Raw genomic sequence first — 20,010 nt, forward strand, 5'->3', positions numbered from 1 at the left:
ATGAAACTGGCTTATAAGGACGGTCGGCTAGTCTCCCGGAAGGGAGGTGACGCCTGTGGAGATTAAGGATGCTCTGACGATTATGATCAGTTTCGGCGCGCTTATTATAGCGCTGCTGACGCTGGTAGTTGCTATTGTCGTTGCCATTAATCAAAACACAAAGAAATAGACCGCCCTGGACAAAGGAAGCGGTCTATTTCTAACCGTAACTTTTCTACAGCCGACCGCTCTTTAAAGCGGTAAGTGTACGAGGAGTCGTGTTACCAGCACGGCTCCTTATTTATTGTTATCTTAGCACACTTAAAAATATACCTCAACCAAGGGGACTTCGAATCTTCTATCCCGTCAATTACGCTGTCAGAGAACAGCCTGCGAACGGGATTAAGCTTCTGCCCGCTGTACCCGCTCCACTCTCGACTGCTGAATCATCGCGCTGACTTTAGCGATTACTTTATCCAAAGAAGCCGGATCTGTGGCATCGTATTCGTCGATGTTCAAGCGTAGAACCGGACAAGCCGTAAACTCGTTAATCCAGTTAGCATATCTCTCATGCATATGCTCCCAGTAGGAAACGTCGGTCTGGATCTCCATCTCACGTCCGCGCAGCTTGATACGGTTCAAGATCGAAGGCAACTCGCCTTCAAGATAGATTAACACATCCGGATGCGGGAAATACGGGGTCATCACCATAGCCTCAAACAGGCTGGTATACGTTGCATAATCCGTTTTGGACATCGTGCCTTGGTCGGCATGCATTTTCGCAAAAATCCCGGTATCCTCGTAAATCGAACGATCCTGCACAAAGCCGCCGCCCGCTTCATAAATCGCCTTCTGCTCCTTAAAGCGCTCGGCCAGGAAGTAGATTTGCAGGTGGAAGCTCCACCGCTCAAAGTCATGATAAAACTTCTCCAAATAAGGGTTGTGATCCACCTTTTCCATAGAAGTCTTGAAGCCGAGGCGGGCCGCCAAGGCTTGGGTCAGCGTAGATTTGCCCACGCCTACCGTTCCCGCAACTGTAATCAGCGCGTCATCCGGAATATTATACAGCTTGTTCATCTATAAAAGCTCCTTTACTTGGCGAACGATATGTTCAAAATGCTCCGGGTGCTCCACAAAATCCATCTCATCCCCGTTAACGGTAATGATGGTGGTTTCAGGCTCCCGCTCGGCCAGTTCAGCAAAAGCGGTCTCGTAATCCTCGATCAGCTGCTGCAAATAAGCCGGGTCAATTGCCGTTTCAAAATCCCGGCCGCGCATCTCGATTCTCTTCTGGAGAGTCTCCAGACTTGCGCGAATGTAAATGACGATGTTCGGCTTCGGCAGATCCTCGGTGAGCAGATGATAGATCTGACGGTATTTGTCCAGCTTGACGCCCTTCAGCGTACGCTGGGCGAAGATCAGATTTTTGTAGATATGATAATCGGAAATGACCGGCTGGTGCCGGGAGACATACTGCAGTCCGGTGTCTTCCAGCTGCTTGTACCGGTTGCACAGGAAAAACATTTCAAGCTGAAAACTCCATTCCTCGATGTTCTGATAGAACTTATCCAGGAACGGATTCTCTTCCACGATCTCTTTGAGAAGCGGAATATCGAATCGGTCTGAGAGCATGGTCGCCAGCGTGGTTTTTCCGGCGCCAATCGCTCCCTCTACCGCAATAAACGGGCATGGTTTCATCTCTTCGGGGTCCTCCTGCAATGCTTGCTAATGGCTTACGAATGGCTTACAAATGACTTGCTCATAGCTGAGCCGATCATAGATATGGTCACTTGCTCTTTCTCGCTCAAAAAATAGACTAGAACATTGTAACACAAAGGCAGAGGGATCGTGGATGAAAGTTGTTTCAAAGTTTTGCGGAAAAAGAAACCCGGCTGACGAACGAAGCATCAGCCGGGTCATGCTGTTACAAGAGCAAGAGTATGCGGGATAAAACCGATCATTCACCAAACTTAAACGACTTCTCTACCCTGCTCATCGCGGCTTTCTGCTCCTCCGTAGCATTCGCATCGTTCAGAGAGAAGGTCAGCTGATAGAAAGTGCCTTTATGGCTGAAAGCAACGATCCGTTTCGTGACCGGAATGTTATCCTGAGTGGTATGAAGAGTGAAGACGGCGGCAGGCAGGCCGGAAATGACCGTTTTATCCGTGGATACCGTTACGCCATTTCCGCTCGAGGCGGCAGCCGAATAAGAGCTGGCCAAGCTGCCCAAATACTGCTCCGGATCGTCCGTCTGGATCATCGCCAGCTTAAAGCTTCCGCCAGGGAAGCTGTACTGGACATTGGTCTGATCGAATTGATCAAACACCGGTGTCCAATAACGAGGGATCTGCAGCGTAAATCCGTTAGCGGACGACGATTTGATCACCGTTTTGGACAAGTCGCTTTCCAGGGTCCGGTCATACAATTTGCCGAAATAATCCTCAATATCGTAGAACGGAATATCCACGCTGTTCAGGATCGCTTCAAACGCGAAGTCAGTGGAGGCCGCGGGCACAAGCGCATTGTCACTGGCATTGTCACTGGCGTTCTCACCGGCATCTCTGCTAACACTTTCGCCAGTATTGGTATTAGCATCGGCGCTCTCACCAGCACTTGCCGTTCCGGTCACTGCCTGAACCGGTCCCTGGTATTCCATGAAATAACGGTAATCATCGACCAGCCACATGATCTGGTCAAGCGGCTTCCAGCCGTCCCCGGTGTTGACCTCGGCTTTAAGTACAGCGGCTTTCTCGTCCGATACTTGCGTCATGGTTACTCCTTCAACCCGCAGGGCTGAAGGCACATACAGCCGGCTCAGCCGCTGTTTCATCTGCTCGGCCCAGCTTTCGACAGTCTGGTCCGCCGCATTCGAGGACACGCTGAAACGAACCTTCGCTCCATCCGGACCGTTAAAGTCGGTACCGTTGTCATCCTTCGACCAACCGGCCGGCAATGTCAGACCAATACCGTAAACATCGTTGTACAGCGTTTGCTGCCCGTCCGCCTCGTGCGACAAATCTTGAAGACGAGGATTGCCGGCATCGTAAGAAGTACGGAAGGAATCAAGCAGTCCGGCATAAGCCTCGAAATCCTGATAGACATAAGCGTCAGCCAGCGTAAAATACAGCAGATAAACTTTATGATCGTTGTAATAAGCACGTATTTCAGCCAGCATCCCGTCTTCATCGCTGGTAATCATTCTGGCGTAAGACGTGTCGCCCTGCTGGACTACCTCCTCATGCAGAACCGTTTCCTGGTTGGCTTTCACTTCCTCTGCCAGATTGTCCAGCAGTGCCTCCCCATCCTGGTCCGGCTGTCCGCCTGCTACATGAATCTGCAAATAATATTTCCCATCTGGATCGCTGAATATAGCGGAGCTTTCATCCTCGCTTGCCTGACCCACCAGGTCACCCGGATTATGGATGCTCCAGCCGTAATAGCTGTTGCCTACCTCGGCCGGACCTGACTGATTGTCATCGGCTGCTCCGTTTCCCGGCTGGCCGCTAAGCGCCTTGGACAGCTTGACCACCACTTCTCCATTCGAGCTGGATAACGACGCACCAAACCCTTCCGCTACCGAACGCAGCGGAACCATCAAGACGCCGCCGACCATGGCGGGAGAAGCGCTCATCCGGTTTTTCCCTTTATTCGTCCACAGCACAGGACTGCCGATTGTCAGCGTAACCTTGCGGTTTCCGATGGTCAGCTTCACCACATCCCCGTCACCCAGCCGGCTGTCGACGCCAAAGGCGTTGGCAAACACGCTGAGCGGAACCATCGTTGTCCCATTCACCACATAAGGTGCCCGCAAAACGACTTCCGAATCGCCATTAATCGTGATCCGCCGGCTGCCGACCTTTAGACGCAGCTCATTCCATCCCGCTTCAGCGCTTCCCTGGATGGAGGCTGCTGCGGATTGTGATGCCGCGGATATGGCGGCATTCCCTACTTCCGCTGATGCCGCAAGCGCCGACTGCGCTGCGGCTGGCGAGATCCCGGCAAGCAGCGCGGCTGCGAGCAGGAACGCCGGTTTATTTTTCAGGATCATAGTCCGACCTCTTTCCGTTATTAGAAATAGATGATTTTAAATTCCGTTAAACTTGGATTTATTCGTCGCTTCCGGCATCGCTTTCGCTGTCATTCAAAGTAAGCACCAGACTGCGCTTGACGATGTCTCCGCCTGACTGCATCCATAAAGTGACGGTTTGACCCGGTTTGTATTTCTTCAGCAGCTCATTTACATCCACGATGGAAGTAACGGAAGTGTTATTTAATCTGTAAATTTTGTCTCCGGCTTTAATTCCGGCCTTGATGGCCGACGGTGAATCAACTCGGGTTACGGTCAAAGGGTCATCACTTGGCAGTCCGATTTCGGCGGACCAGCCCTCCTGAAGCTCCAAACCAAGCGCTGGCCGGCGCACTTCCCCATAAGCAAACAGCTGCTGGATCACATAACGAACCGTATCATACGGTATGGAGAAGCCTAAATTCTCAACGCCAACCGCTTCATATTTCATCGAATTAATGCCAATGACCTCGCCTTTCATGTTCAGCAGCGGACCGCCGCTGTTACCGGGATTAATCGCTGCATCCGTCTGAATCAGCTTGTAGGAGGCATCGACGGCACGGTTAAGGCCGCTCACGATCCCTTCCGTAGCCGATCCACGCAGTGAAAAGGATACCGGTGTCCCAAGCGCTACTACCTTCTCCCCCACTTGAATGGCTCTTCCCGCCGGAGCCAGCGATGCCGGCTTGAGTCCTGTGGCCTTAATATGAACGAGTGCAATATCACTGGCCTCGTCTATGTAAGATTTATCAACGGAATAGGATTTTCCCGAAGAAGTAACAACCGTCGGATCCAGAATGCCATTTACGACATGGGCATTGGTGATGATCCAGCCGTCGGCTTTAATAATGACGCCTGTGCCATGAGCCAGATTATAGCTGCCTGCAGGCACCCCCGCGCTTCCACTATCGTTCATCCCCGAAGCCTGATCCTGCTGACTGTCCGCCGCTTCCCCAATAATGCCTACAACAGATGGCGTCAGCTTCTGAACAATAGCCGGAACCGTGCTCACCGCAGCGGCTGTTGATTTAACCCCTCCGGTTGAAGACTTTGCCATAACCGCCAGATCCCCTCCGGCAAGCATGAAACATACCAGCAGCAGCGCTGCCGTACTAATTTTTTTCGTTATTTTCATCGGCTCGAATCCTTTCCCTCAAATGGCATATGCAAGGGAATCCATGCCCGCATACGCTTCTATCTATCTAGCAATCTATCGTGTTGGATTCCAATGTAACACAGTTTAAAAAGTGAAACAATCGCTGGAAACGTCTTGCAGATGTAAAATTTTATACCTGTAAAAAGCAGATGTGACAAGCCTTTGCGGCTTTTGACAAATCTCTTCTTAATTCCCGTCCCTCTGCGTTCCTGCCCTATTCCTGCTCTGTTCCTTCCCCCGTTCTTTCCTCCGTACATCCCCATCTAGCAGCGCTTGGTTAATAGAAAAAGCCAAGCATACTGGCATAAGAAAGAGAAGCGTCAGACGCTCAATGTCTGACGCTCCTTGATGCTGCACTATACTTTGAGAAAAGCTGCTTACTTCTGCAGCTGCAGAAGCTCTGCACTGCGTTTGGTATCTCGCTCCAGAATCGGTTTCAGATACCTTCCGGTATAAGAATCCTCCACCTTCACGATCTGCTCCGGCGTACCGGTGGCAATGATTGTGCCGCCGCCGCTGCCGCCTTCCGGGCCAAGGTCAATGATGTAATCCGATGTCTTGATGACATCGAGATTATGTTCAATCACAACAACCGTTTCGCCGGATTCCACCAGGCGCTGCAGTACGACCAGCAGACGGTCGATGTCATCGACATGAAGACCTGTTGTTGGCTCATCCAAAATGTAGATTGTTTTGCCTGTGCTCCGGCGGTACAGCTCGGAAGCCAGCTTAACGCGCTGGGCTTCGCCCCCGGACAACGTCGTGGCCGGCTGTCCCAGCTTCACATAACCCAAACCTACATCAAGCAGGGTTTGCAGCTTGCGGTGGATCTTCGGAATATTCTGGAAAAATTCCGTTGCATCCTCGATCGTCATTTCCAGCACATCGGCAATGCTTTTTCCTTTATATTTCACTTCCAGCGTTTCACGGTTGTAACGTTTGCCTTTGCAGACCTCGCAAGGCACGTAAATATCCGGCAGGAAGTGCATTTCAATCTTGATGATGCCATCGCCGTTGCAGGCTTCGCAGCGGCCGCCTTTAATGTTGAAGCTGAAGCGGCCTTTCTTATAGCCGCGGATCTTCGCTTCGTTGGTCTGGGAGAACAAATCCCGGATGTCGTCAAACACACCTGTGTAAGTAGCCGGGTTAGAGCGTGGCGTTCTGCCGATCGGAGACTGGTCAATGTCGACAACTTTCTCCACATGTTCCAAGCCGCGCATTTCTTTGTACTGACCTGGCCGGACTTTCGCTTTGTTCAAATCGCGGGCCAACGTTTTATACAAAATTTCGTTCACCAGTGTCGATTTGCCGGAACCGGATACGCCGGTCACCGATGTGAATACCCCGATCGGGAACTTCACATTGATATTCTTCAGATTGTTCTCCTTCGCGCCGCGGACCTCGATCCAGCGGTTATCCGTCTTCCGCCGTTCCAGTGGAACGGGGATAAACTTCTTCCCGCTCAAGTATTGGCCGGTCAACGATTTTGGATCGTTCATGACCTCCTGCGGCGTGCCTTGTGAAATGACTTGACCGCCGTGGATACCGGCACCGGGACCAATGTCGATAATATAATCGGAAGCCAGCATCGTATCTTCATCATGCTCGACTACAATCAACGTGTTGCCGAGGTCACGCATCTGGCCTAACGTAGCGATCAGTTTGTCGTTGTCCCGCTGATGCAGCCCGATGCTTGGCTCGTCCAGAATGTACAGGACACCCATCAATTGGGAGCCGATCTGGGTTGCCAGCCGGATCCGCTGCGCTTCCCCACCGGACAAGGTGCCTGCTGCGCGGCTCATCGTCAGGTAATCCAGGCCGACATTGACCAGGAAGCCGAGACGGCTGTTGATTTCTTTCAGAATCAGGTTGGAAATCGCCCGGTCCTTCTCGTTTAATTCCAGACTGTTGAAGAATTTCATGGATTCACCGATGGACAGGTCCGTAACATGAGCGATATTCGCCGAACCCACCGTGACGGCCAGCACTTCTCTCTTCAAACGATGCCCTTTGCAAGTTTCACAAGGCTTCGCCGCCATAAATCCTTCGATATATTCACGGATGCCTTCCGAACCGGTTTCGCGGTAACGGCGCTCCAGATTGTTAACAATGCCTTCAAAGGTAACATACGCATCTTTGCCTTGCCCAAAATCGTTCGTATAACGGAACCGGATCTTCGTCTGGCCTGTTCCATAGAGCAGCACCTTCATCTGATCCTTCGTCAGCTCGGAAACAGGAACATCCATCGGGATGTCAAAATGCTCGGCGACCGATTTCAGGAACTGCGGATAGTAGTTGGAGTACCCGCCGGCCCAAGCTTCAAAAGCGCCGTCTTCAATGCTTTTACTATCATCCGGAACCAGCAGGTCCGGATCAATGACCATTTTGATACCAAGACCGTCACAGTCGGGGCAAGCCCCGAACGGGCTGTTGAACGAGAACATCCGGGGTGCCAGCTCTTCCATGCTGAAGCCGCAGATCGGGCAGGCATAATTGGAGCTGAAACGCAGCTCTTCCTGGCCCATGACGTCAACCAGCAGCTGTCCGCCTGACATCTTCAGCGCGGTTTCGATGGAGTCGGCCAGACGAGAGGCAACATCCTCTTTGATGACGATCCGGTCAACCACCACTTCAATGGTATGCTTCTTATTCTTCTCCAGCTCAATGTTCTCCGACAGGTCGCGGATTTCGCCATTCACGCGAACCCGGACAAATCCCTGCTTGCCGATCTCGGTGAACAAACTTTTATGCTCGCCTTTACGGCCTGAAATGACCGGAGCCAGAATCTGCAGGCGGGTCTTCTCCGGATACTGCATAATCCGGTCGACCATCTGCTCAACGGTTTGAGATGTAATCTCAACGCCATGGTCCGGGCAGTGAGGTTTGCCAATCCGCGCAAACAAGAGACGCAGATAATCATAAATTTCCGTAACGGTGCCTACCGTTGAACGCGGGTTGCGGCTCGTCGTCTTCTGGTCGATTGAGATAGCCGGCGACAAACCTTCGATCGAGTCTACATCCGGCTTCTCCATCTGACCGAGAAACTGGCGGGCATAGGCGGACAAAGATTCCACATAGCGGCGCTGCCCTTCCGCGTAAATGGTGTCAAAGGCGAGGGACGATTTGCCCGAGCCGCTGAGACCGGTAATGACAACCAGCTTGTCGCGCGGAATGGTGATGTCGATATTTTTCAAATTGTGGGCTCTTGCGCCCTTTACAACAATATTCTCAAAAGCCATGCTTTCTTTATCCTCCTTATTCCGCCTTCAGTTCCAGCATCGCATCACGCAGCTGCGCGGCCCGTTCGAACTGCAGATTCTTTGCGGCTTCCTTCATTTCGGCCTCGAGCCGTTTGATCACGGCTTCGCGGTCGCGTTTGCTCATCTTCTTACCCGCTGCGTCCGGCAGATAATCCCCTTTGCTCTCCGCCGCTTTCGTCGCTTCGATCACGTCACGCACTTTCTTGCGGATCGTCTGCGGTGTAATGCCGTGTTGCTCGTTGTAGGCCATCTGAATGCTGCGGCGGCGTTCCGTCTCCTTGATCGCTTTATCCATGGATTCGGTGATTTTGTCCGCATACATAATAACCCGTCCGTCCGAGTTCCGCGCGGCACGACCGATCGTCTGAATCATGGAACGCTCGGAACGCAGGAAACCTTCCTTATCCGCGTCCAGAATCGTTACCAGCGAAACCTCTGGCAGATCCAGGCCTTCCCGCAGCAGGTTGATGCCGATCAATACATGGTAAACGCCAAGCCGCAAATCCCGCAGCAGCGCCATCCGTTCCAATGTCTTAATGTCGGAATGCAGGTACCGGACCTTGATGCCGATTTCTTTCAGGTAGTCCGTCAAATCCTCGGACATCTTCTTGGTGAGCGTCGTCACGAGCACCCGTTCATCCTTCTCAATCCGATCCCGAATCTCTACAATCAAATCGTCGATCTGTCCCTTGGTCGGACGAACCTCAATAATGGGGTCAAGAAGTCCCGTCGGACGAATGATCTGCTCGACCACAGTTGGCGTATGCTCCAGCTCATAAGGTCCTGGAGTTGCCGATACATAAATGATCTGGTTCACTTTCTCTTCAAATTCCTCGAATTTGAGCGGCCGGTTGTCCAGCGCGGAAGGCAGACGGAAGCCATGCTCGACGAGTACCGTTTTGCGCGCCTGGTCACCGTTGTACATCGCCCGGATCTGCGGCAGAGTCACGTGGGATTCGTCAATCACGACCAGCATATCGTCCGGAAAATAATCCAGCAGCGTATATGGCGTAGCTCCGCGCTCGCGGAAGGTCAGCGGTCCCGAATAGTTCTCGATGCCCGAGCAGAAGCCGACTTCCTTCATCATTTCAATGTCGTAACGTGTGCGCTGCTCCAGACGCTGGGCTTCCAGCAGCTTGCCCTTCCCCCGCAGCTCTTCCAGACGCTGCTCCAGCTCGCGTTCGATATTGACCAGCGCTACGCGCATGGTCTCTTCCTGGGTTACAAAGTGAGACGCCGGGAAGATCGCAACATGATCGCGTTCGCCGATCAGCTCGCCGGTCAGCACATCAATTTCGGTAATACGTTCAATTTCATCGCCGAAAAATTCCACCCGGATCGCATGCTCACTCTTCGAGGCCGGGAAAATTTCAATGACATCCCCGCGCACGCGGAACGTACCGCGCACAAAGTTGATATCGTTGCGCTGGTATTGAATATCGACAAGCCGTGACAGAATCTGATTTCTCGGCTTCTCCATACCGACCCGCAGCGACAGCAGCAGGTTGCCGTATTCCACCGGGGAACCGAGGCCATAGATACAGGATACACTAGCTACAATAATGACATCGCGGCGTTCGAACAGCGAGCTGGTCGCGGAGTGCCGCAGTTTGTCGATTTCTTCATTAATACTAGAGTCCTTCTCTATATAGGTATCGGAAGATGGAATGTAGGCTTCCGGCTGATAATAATCGTAGTAGCTGACGAAATAATCCACCGAATTGTTCGGGAAAAATTCCTTAAACTCGCTGGCCAGCTGGGCTGCGAGCGTCTTGTTGTGGGCAATTACCAGCGTCGGGCGGTTCAGCTTGGCAATCGTCTGAGCGATCGTAAAGGTTTTGCCTGTGCCTGTTGCGCCGAGCAGTGTCTGATGCTTCTTGCCTTCTCTTATACCTTCCACCAGTTCCTCAATCGCTTTCGGCTGATCGCCCTGCGGCTGAAACTCGGAAACCAGTTCGAATTTCTGGTTACTGACGACAATATCACTCATTGTCCAACATCACCCTTATCGTCTAAAATGGGAACTATGATTCTTTCTATATGTCAATAAGCTGCCTGATTCGATATCATTCGGTATGGTTACAAGTCAAAACAAAATGTTTGGTATGCAACAAAAACGGGTAACCTTCGCCGATAAAAGGGTTAGAAGGCAACTCCGTTTCTGCATCTATCATTATATACCCGGTCTGTACCCGTCATCCTATAAGAATGCTTGTTCCCATGTATTATAACTGTTTCATGGAATGGATGCAAACGGAAAGTCCGGGCGGCCAGGGTATACATTCAGGTACAAATAGTAAGGATACATTTCTACAGATAACAGACAACTAGATCAAAGCCGCCAAGAATAAGGAGTGAGGACTGACGATGGATTTCATCACCATTATCGGCATTCTGATAGGGATTGCCGCTGTAGTAGGAGGATTTTTGTGGGAAGGCGGCCAAATGGGCGGTCTTCTGCAGGTTACAGCTGCACTGATTGTATTCGGGGGTACCGCAGCCGCCGTAATGGTCAGCTTCTCCCCGGCCAAGCTGAAGACAATTCCGAAAGCGCTCGCGTTCGCTTTTCTCTCACGGCGCCATGATTCCGAATTGCTGATTGAAGATATTTCCAACATGGCGTCCACCGCCCGGCGCAGCGGTCTTCTTGCGCTGGAACGCCAGGGTGAAGCGCACGGAGATCCTTTTTTACGCGAGGGCATCCAGCTGGTGGTAGACGGGACCGATCAGCCGCTCGTCAAAGAAATCATGGAGCTGGAAATTGACGCGCATGAAAGCCGCTGGGAAGGTTTCGCAAAAATCTTTGAAGCTGCCGGCGGCTATGCGCCTACGATGGGGATCATCGGCACCGTTATGGGCCTGATCCATGTACTGGGCAGCCTGCAGGAGCCCAGCGACCTTGGGCCCTCCATCGCTTTGGCTTTTACCGCCACTTTATATGGCGTGGCCAGTGCGAACCTGATTTTCCTGCCCATTGCCTCCAAGATCAAATCCCGCAGCGAAGAAGAAGTGCAGCGCATGGAAATGATCACGCTTGGTGTGTTGTCCCTGCAGAATGGCGATCATCCGCTGCTGCTCCGCAAGAAGCTGGAATCCTTTGCAGCCGGGCCTCGCGAAGCCGACAGACCGGATAAACGGCGGAAGATTCAAGAAGCAGAGGACAGCCTATGAGACAGCGGCAGCGAGGCAGCCGGAAGTCCGGCAGCGGAGAAGGCAAAGACCGGTGGATGATTACGTATGCCGACCTTATTACGCTGCTGCTGATCTTCTTTGTTATCATGTATGCGATGAGCCGGCTGGACACGGAGAAATACAAATCCGTCACAGAATCCTTACAGTTCTCCTTTCATAACAGCAGCGGCGGCAAATCGGTTCTGGAGGGGAACCCTGGATTGACGGGCTCCGATATTCCAAACGCCACCGACCATCCGGCAGCCAGCCCTGCCCCTTCCGCTTCTCCTGCTCCTGGCGGGGCAGACAGCGGAGACAAAGCAGCTTCTGGAGATCCGCCTTTGACGGAGCGGGAGCTGGCTTTCCGCCAGCAGGAAGAACAGCTCGCCAATTTGATGAAAATGATCAAGCAGTATGTGCAGGAGAACCATCTGGACAACCAGATTTTTGTAGCTGACAAACCGCAGGGCATCGCCATTACGCTCAGCGACCAGTTCCTGTTCGATACCGGTAAAGCCGCTTTAAAGCCTGGCTCCGGGAAAACCTTATCCAAGCTGGGCAGCCTGTTCAGCAATCTGGACACTAAAATCAGCATCGAGGGTCACACCGATAACCAGCCGATCGTGCATTCCTCCCAGTACAAGGACAACTGGGAGCTGTCAGGGGCACGGGCTCTGTCGGTGCTGCGTTATTTCATTGATACGATGCATCTGGATGCAAACAACTTCCAGTATGCCGGTTATGCGGATACGCACCCGGCGGCCGACAACTCGACCGCGGCCGGCCGGCAGAAGAACCGGCGCGTGGAGATTACCGTGCTGCGTCAGCTGCAGCAGTGACCGAAGATTTTTCGAGCAGTATAGCCTGTATAGTTATATAGCTGTATAGCCGTGTAATGCTAACATGAATAATCAAATTTTTAAATGCAAAAGGCTGCCAAGGTCGTCAGGATGACTTTGTGCAGCCTCTTGTTATCAAACAACAAATCTGTATAAAGCCTACTCTTCCAGCAGATCCATAGCTTCCGAAATTTCTTTGTTCAAAGAAGCCATCACGCCGGGATATTCCGATCTCGCAGCAAAATCCTGCGGATAACTGGTGATATTATACAAAGTCATATCGTTTGAAGAACCCGAGGACAGCTGAGCACTTATTGGGGTAAGCAGAACCTTTATCTTTTCCCAGTTGTCCGGAAAGTCGGGGTCCTGGCTTCGGTCAGAGAAATACACTTCCAGCGTATAGATCATAGCTTGCAGATGCAGATTGGTGTCCAGGATGTTGCCCAGTTCATGGTGATACTCGCTGCCATCCATGTTTCTGATCAACCCGGCTAAATAGGCATCAACCTCTGAACCGCTTCCCATTAGATAGCCGTGCAGCAATAAATAAACTTCATTCGGGCTGCTATACTCCCCATTTCCCAGTTCTAATAGAAATCGATAAGTATTCAAAATCCCGTTTGCATAGTTCGTAAAGATGGAGTCCTTATTTTCGTACACCCGCTGATCGGTTACAGCAGTTTGTTCTCCGCTGGTCCGGCTCAACCAAACGTATTGAATAAGATTGGAACACAGCACGGCTGCAGCCGTTATTAAAATAAACTTGGCTAAGAACCTGCGCTTCAATTCGTTCAGCCATCCTTTCTTAAAACCTGTTCCAAAGCAAAAAATAAAGGAAATGGAAAACCCTAATCAGGTTTATTTTCCATTTCCCTTTATTATATCCTTTTATTCTTCTCAGCTGAACTTGCCAAAGGTCACAAATTCATTCACCGGCTTGCGGTAGCCGCGCGGACGCTGTTTGGACGTATCCTCTTTGCCCAGGGTGATCATAAGCACCGGTACCAGATGATCAGGGATGTTCAGAATCTCCTTCACCTTGGCCGGGTCAAAACCGATCATCGGGCAGGTATCCCAGCCCCGGTCTTTGGCGATCAGCATAAACAGCATGGCCGATAAGGAGGCATTCCGCACCGCTTCCTCATGGGCGAAGGCGCTGCCGCGTGATTCGTAAAGGTCCTCGACCATTTTCAGCATCAGATCGTAATCAAGCTGACTGAACATCCCCAGATTCAGCATGCCGCCGTAAATCTCGTCGCCTTTCTTGTGGGCCTCCACATCACCAAGCACGATAATGGCTGCCGAGGACATGACCACTTTATGCTGTCCAAAGGCAGCCTCCTTGAGCTGGAGCTTCAATTCCGGGTCGGTCACAGCGGCATAATGGGTATGCTGGAGGTTATAGCAGGAAGGCGCAAAGCTCGTCATGCGGAACATCTCCGCAAGCTCCTGCTGGCTGATCTCCACATCCGTTTGAAACTTCATCGCGGAACGCCGCAATTTGACTAATTCATCAAAGTTACTCATGTTCTTCTCCCCTTTTCTGATGTATGTTCTATGTAAGGTCTTTTCGTTAGCCTTCTTCGGGCATCTTCATATACGAATCCCATCATCCATTATTACTATAGGTAATTAGATTCCGTAAATGAAGTTCCTAACTAAATTATAGTTAAATACTTGAAAAAGTAAACCGTTTTCTTCATAGTTAAGGAAATCGATGTTTTTTCCGTCGTGATCATTCATTTATCTATGCATTCATTTATTCACATTATCCATTTAGGAGGGGTCCTTATGGCAGAACTTCGGGTGTTGAACACGGGGGAGCTTCAGGAGGCCGCACAGCTTGCGGATCTTGTATTTCGTGATCATGAACAGAAATCGATGGGAACGGCTTTTCCTTATATTTTTGCAGCGGAAGCGCCGGAATCAGTGGGGGTATACGAGGATGGGAAGCTGGCAGCGTTTATGGGGATTGTGCCTGCCCGGATTACAGTCGGTCCTGCCCGGCTGCAGGTTTATTCCATCGGCTCCGTCTGTACGCATGAGGCTGCTCGCGGCAAAGGTTATGCCAGCAGGCTGCTGAATCAGGCGATCAGCGGCATGAATGCAGCGGGGGCTTCGCTGATGCTCGTATCCGGGGACCGTTCTCTCTATTTGCGGGCGGGATGCCGGACGTTTGGCGAGATGCGGCAGTATGTGCTGGCGCCGCCTACGGACGCCTTACATATCCTCCAGAGTAAAATGAATTCTGATTCGGCTTACCGGACCAGACCCGCAGAAGCAAAAGATTTCTCGGCTATGGCCGGCCTCTACGAACAGGAACCAACACACTATGATTTAAGTCTGTATGATCTGTCCAGGCTGATTCAGGCCGAGCCGCTGGCCAGCTGCTACAAGCTGTCCCATCGCACATGGATCGCCGAGCGGGAAAATGGCGAAGCCGCCGCTTTTGCCGTCATTGGCGTGCCGTACGGCGAGCACGTAACCGCCGCTCCCAAAGTCATTGAAGCGGCCGGCGAGCCGTCCGCAATCCTGGCCTTGTGTCTGGAAGCGATGACAGACCATGGACTGAAATCGCTGGAATTCCCGGTTGGCCTGCACCGCACAGCCCTGATTCAGGAGCTGGACCGCAGCGGCTTCGCTTCAGAAGCCCGCGCCAACGAAGGCACAGTCAAAATTCTGAGCGCAGCCAGACTCTGGCAGCAGCTTCTTCCTTATTTGACCGCCAACAATCCGGGTGCTGCCCGAATTTCAGTCACCTCTTCAGCGGACGAAACGTCGGTCACGCTGCTGCTGGACGGGAACCCTGCGGCGGAGCTGACGATGGATCAGTTTAACGCCCTGATCTTCCATCAGATTCCTGCAGCAGATGGCTTTCAGCTGCCGGAAGAGCTGCAGAAGCGGCTGAAAGGCGCCTTTCCGGTTCCGTTCCCGTTCACGGCAGGGTTGTATTACATCTAGTTTGATCCAGCAAAAAAAGTGAAGTGCCCGCCATATATTGCGGGTAAAGAGGCGCAGGTGCCCGCCCACTATGCGGCGGGCACAAAGCAAGAGGCTCAGGCTCCCGCAGATGGCGGAGCCTGAGCCTCTTGTATGTCCGGCGTGGGCTTGCGGGGCTGATTCAGCCCGCAAGCCCACGCCGGATCGGGGCGCGAAAGCCCCGCCGGCCAGCCTTATAATTCGGCCGGCTTCTCTTGACCGCGCCCCGAAGGGCCTTGCGAGCCGCGGTCGCTGCGCGGCTCGGCACTGCGCTTGGGCGCAAACAGCCCAAGCAGCGACACCGCTCCTGGCCGAATCACGGCCGGGGCGTCTTCGTCGGGCGCGAGCACCACACCCAGCTGGTGGTGCTCGCCCGCATAGATTGCACGCTGCGCGAATTTGATCTCCCCGGCGAGATTCAGCACCTCAAGCTTGCAGAACGCCGGGTTCATCCGCAGCGCCTCATGCAGCTCCTCTTTCGTGTTGACGGCTGCGCCGTTCACACGGACAATCGTTTCGCCCGCAGCAATGCCCAGCTCCTTCGCCGGGCTCTCCGGCAGGACCGCGAGCACCTTGAGTCCGCGGTCCGGATGGACGAAAAATGGACTGCGGTTCTGCTCCTCGAACCGGCTGTACCAGATCAGGCCTTCGTGCAGCACAAAGGCCAGCAGTGCGGCAGCCAGCGTAAAACCGCTGAACCAGCGGGCCAGCAGCGCCGCGCCAAGCACCAACAGGCCGTAGAACAGCAGACGGCTGGAGGTCAGCTTGACTTTGGCTTTCGGCAGCAGGCTCGTCGTCATCTCCGAGAAGCCGATCATGACCGGCAGGCCGGCAAGCGCAAAGCCCTCCAGCCACCCGTCTCCGCCAAATACAGGCGTCCAGGGAAGAACACTGCCTGTAGTATGAGCCGGAATCAGCAGGAACAGCGGAACCGGCCACAGGCTTTGCATCTGATAGCCACCGACCGGGCGGCCTCTTTTCCCCTCATAAAATAGCGGTCCGGCAAAAGAAGCTCCCTGCCAGCGCACCAGCAAAGCTTCCGCAATATGCAGCAGTCCCGCCAGCGCCAGCAGAGCCGGCACATTCAAATCACGAATGGCGCCAAGCAAATCTGCGCCGAAACCGGTAGCCGCTCCCTCAGGCAGCCGATTCACCACGAACTGAACCACGCCCAGCAGACCGGCAGCATAAGCCAGACAAAGATAACGGACTTTAAACAGCATCAGCAGGATCGATGCGCCCCAAATGAGCAGCACCCCTTCGATGCTGAGATTCATGCCCAGAAATAAAGAAACGATAGAGACGCCAATACCCGCAAGCAGACCGCCGAGAAACGTTCTCCACGTTTGCAGTCCCCAGCGGTTAAGCCGCACATGGAACAGCTTTCTCTCCAGCAGCACCTGTCTGCGGTATTGCAGAGCAATTAAAATAATCGAAATATAATAGAACGGCTGCAGGAGCAGTTCGGCTCCGGCTTTTGCAAAGTTGGATAGCCATTCCATAAGAAGATCCAAAGCGATCACTCTCCTTTAGCTTGTTAAACATTCCCTGCTCTCAAAAAAAGGGAAGGCTGCTCCCAGCCTTCCCAGCTTGATTCTTTTATTTCGACGCGGAGGCGCCGATTTCCTTCCGGATTTCTTCGTATGCCCGGTTCAGCTGGGCATCGTTGGTCGGATCAGCAATTTTCTGCACCAAAGCGGCTTCGAGCTGCTCGGCGGTCTGCTTATCGATGCTGCCGCTTTCGGTCAGCTTGTGGTCCACCTGGAACTGCTTGACCGCGGCTACCGTCTCTTTGCTAAAATAACCATCCTCACGGCCTGGTTTATAGCCTAGCCCCTGCAGCATCGTCTGCGCGCTCTTCACATCGTCGCTGTTGCTGTCGTAGCTGAGCGCGGCGTCCTTGTTGATCGGCGCGACCGAGAAATAAGCAGGCTGATCAATGGCAATATCCGGCTTGATCCCTTTCTTATGAATCCACTCTCCGTTTGGCGTCAGCCACTTGGCCATTGTGATCTTGATCAGGCTGCCGTCGCCAAATTCTCTATCATAGCTTTGCTGAACGGTTCCCTTGCCGTAGGTGGTCTCACCGATCAGCTTCGCTCCGGCGGACTCTTTCAGTGCGCCTGCCAGAATCTCTGAAGCGCTGGCGCTGCCTTTATTGGTTAGAACGACAACCGGATAAGGCTTGCCCGTGCTGGAACCGGTTGACGACATTTTCTCCCTTGCACCGGCCTTGTTCTCTACCTGAACGATCGTTTTGCCTTTCGGCACCAGCAGTCCCGCCATATTCTCTACAACGGACAGCACCCCGCCCGGATTGTTCCGCACATCGATGACCAGACCTTTCATGCCCTGGCTTTCCAGCTTGGTCAGCTCATCCTTGAATCGTTGATCCGTATTCAGCGAGAACTCGGTCACTTCAATCAAGCCGATCTTATCGTCCGTCATTTTGGCGTAGACGGTCTCCAGCGCAATATCGTCCCGTTTAATATTAAATGTCATCGGTTCGGACGTTCCGTCCCGCTGCACTTTGATCTCTACGCTGCTGCCTTTCGGTCCGCGGATTTTGGCTACAGCCTCGTTCAGGCTAAGGCCTTCCAGCGACTCGCCGTTCACCGAGAGCAGCACGTCTTTGGCCCGGATACCCGCCTTCTCGGCCGGGGAACCTTTAATCGGCGACACCACGACCACTTTGCTGTTCTCCAGCGATACTTCCGCTCCTATTCCAGAGAAGGACCCCTGAATTTGCGAATTAAATTCCTGGGCTGTCTCTTTGCTCATATAAGAAGAAAAAGGATCATCCAGCGCATCCATCATTCCCTGGATCGCTCCGTCTACCAGTTTGGTTGTATCTACATCCTGGTAATAATTCTGCTTGACCAGCTTCAGCGCTGTCTCCAATTTGGTTAAGTCCGCTTTGCTGCTGCCGGACTGCCCGGACGACAGTTCGGACAACAAGCCTGCCGTCGAGGTTCCACTTCCGCTCGCCGTGAAGTTGAGCTGCCCGGTAAAGAGCAGGGTCAGCACGCTGCTGCCCAGCAGCGTTACGAGCATCAGCAGGATTACCGTCTGCTTCTTGAACATCAATCATGCACCGCCTTTTCGTTGTTCAGCTGTAACCTGTACCGGAAGGCCCGGTTCATGATCACCGATTGTTCAGAAACGGATGCCCCTCCCTGAAACCTTTGGAGAAGCATCCGTCCACAATTATCCATCCTATTATATTATATGTTCGGCTTGTCCGAAATATTTACCGGATTATAATAGCTGTTACCGTTTAGTAAGCTAAGAATGGCATCGGATCAGTAGGTTCTCCGTTGACGCGCACTTCAAAGTGCATATGCGGACCCGTGGATTGACCCGTGTTACCGGATTCGGCAACCACCTGGCCGCGTTTAACCGTATCGCCTTTCTCCACCTTAAACTTGCTAAGATGTCCGTAAAGGGTCCATGTATTGTTGCCATGATCGACAATAACGGCATTGCCGTAACCGCTGTACCATTCGGCCAGCACTACTACCCCGCCTTCAGCCGCATGGACATCCGTTCCGATCGGCACGGCAAAGTCCACACCGGCATGCAGCTTCTTCACGCCGGTAATCGGGTGAATCCGATAGCCGAACGGCGAAGAGATTCGGGCATGCCCGACTGGCAGTCCCAGCGAGCCATCGCCCGGAGCATAGTTCGTCGAGGCAGGAACCTCCGACGCCTTCTTGGCTGCGGCGGCTTTAGCCGCCTGCTGCTGCTTGTACGTATAGATCTGCTCGGCGCGGATTTTGTTCTTCTCTTTCTCAAGCGCTGCCTGTTTAGTAACGAGCTCGACGAGAATTTTGTCCTGTTCACTGCTGATGTCGTCATTTTCCTCAACTTCATCACTGTACTGGGCAATCAGCTGCTGCTTCTCCTGCTCTTTGTCGGCCAGCACCTGCTTGCGGGATTCCGCTTCCGCATACAGCTTCTTGGTCTTCGCATATCCGGCTTCCAGGTTCTCCTGCTCCTGAAGCACCAGTTCCTTGTCTTTCTTATGCTCTTCAAGCAGCTGCTTGTCCTGGTTCGCAATCGCCGTCAGCGTATCGATCCGGTCCAGGAAATCGGAAAAGCTTGTCGAGGACAAAACTACATCCAAATAAGAAACCGCACCGTCCGTATACATTAACCGGACACGGTTATCGAGCAGCTTGCTGCGTTCCTGGATACGCTGTTCGGTTTCGTCCAGCTCTTTCGCCGTTTGACGGAGCTGCTCCTCCGAATCGCTGATATCCTTGGAGATGCTGGCCAGCTCATCGCTTACGGTTTTGATCTGACCAAGCAGGTCATTTAAATAGTTCTTATTCTTATTGACGTAGTGCTGGGCGATTTCGCCCTGCTTCTCGGCCTGATCCTGCTTCGCCTGAGCCTGCTTGGCCTGCTCTTTAAGCGCTTTGAGCTCTTGATCAATTTGATCGATGGTTTTTTTAGCAGCGAAACTTTGGGTAGGCTGTACCAGCCCTATGGCCAAAACGATAACGGCAACGACAGAAATCCACTTTTTCAATATCTAATTCTCCGTTTCTGTATCAG

General features: G+C 52.7%; 15 protein-coding genes. 4 read left to right on the top strand and 11 right to left on the bottom strand.

Going from position 1 to position 20,010, the window contains the following annotated elements; all coding sequences use genetic code 11:
- The first annotated feature begins 55 nt into the window (after nt 1-55).
- A complete protein-coding gene (locus tag CBE73_RS22145) occupies nt 56-169 on the top strand; it encodes a putative holin-like toxin (protein ID WP_174704713.1) in 114 nt (37 codons plus the stop codon).
- 212 nt (nt 170-381) lie between these two features.
- Here the strand turns inward: CBE73_RS22145 and CBE73_RS11915 are convergent, their stop codons facing one another.
- The 6 genes from CBE73_RS11915 to uvrB form a co-directional block, all read right to left on the bottom strand.
- The gene (locus CBE73_RS11915; protein WP_094094390.1) at nt 382-1,056 is read right to left on the bottom strand and encodes a deoxynucleoside kinase; all 675 of its coding nucleotides are present in this window, start codon (nt 1,054-1,056) and stop codon (nt 382-384) included.
- Nucleotides 1,057-1,677 (bottom strand): deoxynucleoside kinase, encoded by a 621-nt coding sequence (locus CBE73_RS11920; RefSeq protein ID WP_094094391.1) that lies wholly within the window; start codon nt 1,675-1,677, stop codon nt 1,057-1,059. It abuts the gene before it with no gap.
- Between the two features lie 259 nt (nt 1,678-1,936).
- On the bottom strand, nt 1,937-4,027 hold the full coding sequence (locus CBE73_RS11925) for a stalk domain-containing protein (RefSeq protein ID WP_094094392.1): 2,091 nt from the start codon (nt 4,025-4,027) through the stop codon (nt 1,937-1,939).
- Between the two features lie 58 nt (nt 4,028-4,085).
- Nucleotides 4,086-5,129 carry a S1C family serine protease gene (locus tag CBE73_RS11930; RefSeq protein WP_373286386.1) on the bottom strand — a complete coding sequence of 348 codons (1,044 nt, stop codon included), beginning with the start codon at nt 5,127-5,129 and terminating at the stop codon, nt 4,086-4,088.
- Nucleotides 5,130-5,578: 449 nt separating this feature from the next.
- Complete coding sequence (gene uvrA, locus CBE73_RS11935; protein WP_094094394.1) at nt 5,579-8,440, bottom strand: excinuclease ABC subunit UvrA; 2,862 nt, start codon at nt 8,438-8,440, stop codon at nt 5,579-5,581.
- A 16-nt stretch (nt 8,441-8,456) separates the two neighbouring features.
- The gene (gene uvrB / locus CBE73_RS11940) at nt 8,457-10,451 is read right to left on the bottom strand and encodes an excinuclease ABC subunit UvrB (protein ID WP_094094395.1); all 1,995 of its coding nucleotides are present in this window, start codon (nt 10,449-10,451) and stop codon (nt 8,457-8,459) included.
- 377 nt (nt 10,452-10,828) lie between these two features.
- Between uvrB and CBE73_RS11945 the strand changes: the two genes are divergently transcribed.
- Together CBE73_RS11945 and CBE73_RS11950 are read left to right on the top strand one after the other, a co-directional pair.
- Nucleotides 10,829-11,632 (top strand): flagellar motor protein, encoded by an 804-nt coding sequence (locus tag CBE73_RS11945; RefSeq protein WP_094094396.1) that lies wholly within the window; start codon nt 10,829-10,831, stop codon nt 11,630-11,632.
- Nucleotides 11,629-12,471, top strand: coding sequence for a flagellar motor protein MotB (locus CBE73_RS11950; protein WP_094094397.1), 843 nt, complete (start codon nt 11,629-11,631; stop codon nt 12,469-12,471). Before CBE73_RS11945 ends, CBE73_RS11950 begins: the two co-directional genes overlap by 4 nt.
- A gap of 159 nt (nt 12,472-12,630) precedes the next feature.
- Here CBE73_RS11950 and CBE73_RS11955 read toward each other — a convergent pair whose 3' ends face one another.
- Together CBE73_RS11955 and CBE73_RS11960 are read right to left on the bottom strand one after the other, a co-directional pair.
- Complete coding sequence (locus CBE73_RS11955) at nt 12,631-13,257, bottom strand: hypothetical protein (RefSeq protein WP_094094398.1); 627 nt, start codon at nt 13,255-13,257, stop codon at nt 12,631-12,633.
- A gap of 111 nt (nt 13,258-13,368) precedes the next feature.
- Nucleotides 13,369-13,998: a nitroreductase family protein gene (locus tag CBE73_RS11960; protein ID WP_094094399.1), complete on the bottom strand. Its 630-nt coding sequence runs from the start codon at nt 13,996-13,998 to the stop codon at nt 13,369-13,371.
- A 264-nt stretch (nt 13,999-14,262) separates the two neighbouring features.
- Here CBE73_RS11960 and CBE73_RS11965 point away from each other — a divergent pair, with 264 nt between their 5' ends.
- Nucleotides 14,263-15,432 carry a GNAT family N-acetyltransferase gene (locus CBE73_RS11965; protein ID WP_157739533.1) on the top strand — a complete coding sequence of 390 codons (1,170 nt, stop codon included), beginning with the start codon at nt 14,263-14,265 and terminating at the stop codon, nt 15,430-15,432.
- 212 nt (nt 15,433-15,644) lie between these two features.
- Here the strand turns inward: CBE73_RS11965 and CBE73_RS11970 are convergent, their stop codons facing one another.
- The 3 genes from CBE73_RS11970 to CBE73_RS11980 all read right to left on the bottom strand — a co-directional run bounded on the left by CBE73_RS11970 (nt 15,645) and on the right by CBE73_RS11980 (nt 19,984).
- Nucleotides 15,645-16,964 carry a PDZ domain-containing protein gene (locus tag CBE73_RS11970; protein WP_229752708.1) on the bottom strand — a complete coding sequence of 440 codons (1,320 nt, stop codon included), beginning with the start codon at nt 16,962-16,964 and terminating at the stop codon, nt 15,645-15,647.
- Nucleotides 16,965-17,049: 85 nt separating this feature from the next.
- Nucleotides 17,050-18,534, bottom strand: a complete 1,485-nt coding sequence (locus CBE73_RS11975; RefSeq protein ID WP_094094401.1) for a S41 family peptidase — start codon at nt 18,532-18,534, stop codon at nt 17,050-17,052.
- 193 nt (nt 18,535-18,727) lie between these two features.
- Nucleotides 18,728-19,984: a murein hydrolase activator EnvC family protein gene (locus CBE73_RS11980; RefSeq protein WP_094094402.1), complete on the bottom strand. Its 1,257-nt coding sequence runs from the start codon at nt 19,982-19,984 to the stop codon at nt 18,728-18,730.
- Between the last annotated feature and the right edge of the window lie 26 nt (nt 19,985-20,010).

This window comes from Paenibacillus physcomitrellae (assembly GCF_002240225.1).
GTDB lineage: Bacteria > Bacillota > Bacilli > Paenibacillales > Paenibacillaceae > Fontibacillus > Fontibacillus physcomitrellae.